This window comes from Klebsiella sp. 2019SCSN059 (genome assembly GCF_021739525.1).
GTDB classification, from domain to species: Bacteria; Pseudomonadota; Gammaproteobacteria; order Enterobacterales; family Enterobacteriaceae; genus Klebsiella; species Klebsiella quasipneumoniae.
This window is the reverse complement of the sequence record NZ_JAKKOM010000081.1, coordinates 1-3904: the sequence shown is the minus strand read 5'-3', so window position 1 is coordinate 3904 and position 3904 is coordinate 1. Positions and strand designations below refer to the sequence as shown.

The 3904-nt window shown below is 51.0% G+C and carries 2 protein-coding genes; one reads left to right on the top strand and one right to left on the bottom strand.

What is annotated here, in order from left to right:
- Window positions 1-67: 67 nt before the first annotated feature.
- A complete protein-coding gene (locus L2I46_RS28765; RefSeq protein WP_001235713.1) occupies window positions 68-625 on the bottom strand; it encodes a recombinase family protein in 558 nt (185 codons plus the stop codon).
- 163 nt (window positions 626-788) lie between these two features.
- Here L2I46_RS28765 and L2I46_RS28760 point away from each other — a divergent pair, with 163 nt between their 5' ends.
- Window positions 789-3794, top strand: coding sequence for a Tn3-like element Tn3 family transposase (locus L2I46_RS28760; protein WP_001143759.1), 3006 nt, complete (start codon window positions 789-791; stop codon window positions 3792-3794).
- Window positions 3795-3904: the final 110 nt, after the last annotated feature.

Sequence of the window (3904 nt, the reverse complement as noted above, 5' to 3'; positions counted from 1 at the left end):
CGAAAAGTGCCACCTGACGTCTAAGAAACCATTATTATCATGACATTAACCTATAAAAATAGGCGTATCACGAGGCCCTTTCGTCTTCAAGAATTTTATAAACCGTGGAGCGGGCAATACTGAGCTGATGAGCAATTTCCGTTGCACCAGTGCCCTTCTGATGAAGCGTCAGCACGACGTTCCTGTCCACGGTACGCCTGCGGCCAAATTTGATTCCTTTCAGCTTTGCTTCCTGTCGGCCCTCATTCGTGCGTTCTAGGATCCTCCGGCGTTCAGCCTGTGCCACAGCCGACAGGATGGTGACCACCATTTGCCCCATATCACCGTCGGTACTGATCCCGTCATCAATGAACCGGACTGCCACGCCCTGAGCGTCAAATTCCTTTATCAGTTGGATCATATCGGCAGTGTCGCGGCCAAGACGGTCGAGCTTCTTAACCAGAATGACATCACCTTCCTCCACCTTCATCCTCAGCAAATCCAGCCCTTCCCGGTCTGTTGAACTGCCGGATGCCTTATCGGTAAATATACGGTTTGCTTTCACACCTGCGTCTTTGAGTGCTCTGACCTGAAGATCAAGAGACTGCTGACTGGTTGAGACCCGAGCGTAACCAAAAAGTCGCATAAAAATGTACCTTAAATCGAATATCGGACAACTCATGTCTATTATTACAAATTTACGATTTAATAGACATATTAATGTAACAGTTTTACGATGTCCGATAATTTATAACATTTCGTACGGTTGGAAAAATGTTACTAAATGCCCGTCAGGCAGGGAGGCCGATATGCCCGTTGACTTTCTGACCACTGAGCAGACTGAAAGCTATGGCAGATTCACCGGTGAACCGGATGAGCTTCAGCTGGCACGATATTTTCACCTTGATGAAGCAGACAAGGAATTTATCGGAAAAAGCAGAGGTGATCACAACCGTCTGGGCATTGCCCTGCAAATTGGATGTGTCCGTTTTCTGGGCACCTTCCTCACCGATATGAATCATATTCCTTCCGGCGTCCGGCATTTTACCGCCAGACAGCTCGGGATTCGTGATATCACCGTTCTTGCAGAATACGGTCAGAGGGAAAATACCCGCCGTGAGCATGCAGCGCTGATACGTCAGCACTATCAGTATCGTGAATTTGCCTGGCCCTGGACATTTCGCCTTACCCGTCTTTTATATACCCGGAGCTGGATAAGCAACGAACGTCCTGGCCTGCTTTTCGATCTGGCGACAGGGTGGCTTATGCAACATCGTATTATTCTCCCCGGAGCCACTACGCTGACCCGGTTGATTTCAGAGGTAAGGGAAAAGGCGACGTTGCGCCTGTGGAACAAACTGGCACTGATACCGTCAGCCGAACAGCGTTCACAGCTGGAGATGCTGCTGGGGCCAACTGATTGCAGCCGCCTGTCTTTACTGGAATCACTGAAAAAGGGCCCTGTGACCATCAGTGGTCCGGCGTTTAATGAAGCAATTGAACGCTGGAAAACTCTGAACGATTTTGGCCTGCATGCTGAAAACCTGAGTACACTCCCGGCTGTGCGCCTGAAAAATCTCGCACGTTATGCTGGTATGACTTCGGTGTTCAATATTGCCAGGATGTCACCGCAGAAAAGGATGGCGGTTCTGGTTGCCTTTGTCCTTGCATGGGAAACGCTGGCGCTGGATGATGCATTGGACGTTCTGGACGCCATGCTGGCCGTTATCATCCGTGACGCCAGAAAGATTGGGCAGAAAAAACGGCTCCGCTCGCTGAAGGATCTGGATAAATCTGCATTGGCGCTCGCCAGCGCATGTTCGTACCTGCTGAAAGAAGAAACACCGGACGAATCGATTCGTGCTGAGGTGTTCAGCTACATCCCAAGGCAAAAGCTGGCTGAAATCATCACGCTTGTCCGTGAAATTGCCCGGCCCTCAGACGATAATTTTCATGAAGAAATGGTGGAGCAGTACGGGCGCGTTCGTCGTTTCCTGCCCCATCTGCTGAATACCGTTAAATTTTCATCCGCACCTGCCGGGGTTACCACTCTGAATGCCTGTGACTACCTCAGCCGGGAGTTCAGCTCACGGCGGCAGTTTTTTGACGACGCACCAACGGAAATTATCAGTCGGTCATGGAAACGGCTGGTGATTAACAAGGAAAAACATATCACCCGCAGGGGATACACGCTCTGCTTTCTCAGTAAACTGCAGGATAGTCTGAGGCGGAGGGATGTCTACGTTACCGGCAGTAACCGGTGGGGAGATCCTCGTGCAAGATTACTACAGGGTGCTGACTGGCAGGCAAACCGGATTAAGGTTTATCGTTCTTTGGGGCACCCGACAGACCCGCAGGAAGCAATAAAATCTCTGGGTCATCAGCTTGATAGTCGTTACAGACAGGTTGCTGCACGTCTTTGCGAAAATGAGGCTGTCGAACTCGATGTTTCTGGCCCGAAGCCCCGGTTGACAATTTCTCCCCTCGCCAGTCTTGATGAGCCGGACAGTCTGAAACGACTGAGCAAAATGATCAGTGATCTACTCCCTCCGGTGGATTTAACGGAGTTGCTGCTCGAAATTAACGCCCATACCGGATTTGCTGATGAGTTTTTCCATGCTAGTGAAGCCAGTGCCAGAGTTGATGATCTGCCCGTCAGCATCAGCGCCGTGCTGATGGCTGAAGCCTGCAATATCGGTCTGGAACCACTGATCAGATCAAATGTTCCTGCACTGACCCGACACCGGCTGAACTGGACAAAAGCGAACTATCTGCGGGCTGAAACTATCACCAGCGCTAATGCCAGACTGGTTGATTTTCAGGCAACGCTGCCACTGGCACAGATATGGGGTGGAGGAGAAGTGGCATCTGCAGATGGAATGCGCTTTGTTACGCCAGTCAGAACAATCAATGCCGGACCGAACCGCAAATACTTTGGTAATAACAGAGGGATCACCTGGTACAACTTTGTGTCCGATCAGTATTCCGGCTTTCATGGCATCGTTATACCGGGGACGCTGAGGGACTCTATCTTTGTGCTGGAAGGTCTTCTGGAACAGGAGACCGGGCTGAATCCAACCGAAATTATGACCGATACAGCAGGTGCCAGCGAACTTGTCTTTGGCCTTTTCTGGCTGCTGGGATACCAGTTTTCTCCACGCCTGGCTGATGCCGGTGCTTCGGTTTTCTGGCGAATGGACCATGATGCCGACTATGGCGTGCTGAATGATATTGCCAGAGGGCAATCAGATCCCCGAAAAATAGTCCTTCAGTGGGACGAAATGATCCGGACCGCTGGCTCCCTGAAGCTGGGCAAAGTACAGGCTTCAGTGCTGGTCCGTTCATTGCTGAAAAGTGAACGTCCTTCCGGACTGACTCAGGCAATCATTGAAGTGGGGCGCATCAACAAAACGCTGTATCTGCTTAATTATATTGATGATGAAGATTACCGCCGGCGCATTCTGACCCAGCTTAATCGGGGAGAAAGTCGCCATGCCGTTGCCAGAGCCATCTGTCACGGTCAAAAAGGTGAGATAAGAAAACGATATACCGACGGTCAGGAAGATCAACTGGGCGCACTGGGGCTGGTCACTAACGCCGTCGTGTTATGGAACACTATTTATATGCAGGCAGCCCTGGATCATCTCCGGGCGCAGGGTGAAACACTGAATGATGAAGATATCGCACGCCTCTCCCCGCTTTGCCACGGACATATCAATATGCTCGGCCATTATTCCTTCACGCTGGCAGAACTGGTGACCAAAGGACATCTGAGACCATTAAAAGAGGCGTCAGAGGCAGAAAACGTTGCTTAACGTGAGTTTTCGTTCCACTGAGCGTCAGACCCCTTATTCTTCCTATACGTGCCGCGTTCCAGGCGGCGACTATGAGGGCTATGTCGATGCCCATGTGCGCCGGCTGGAGG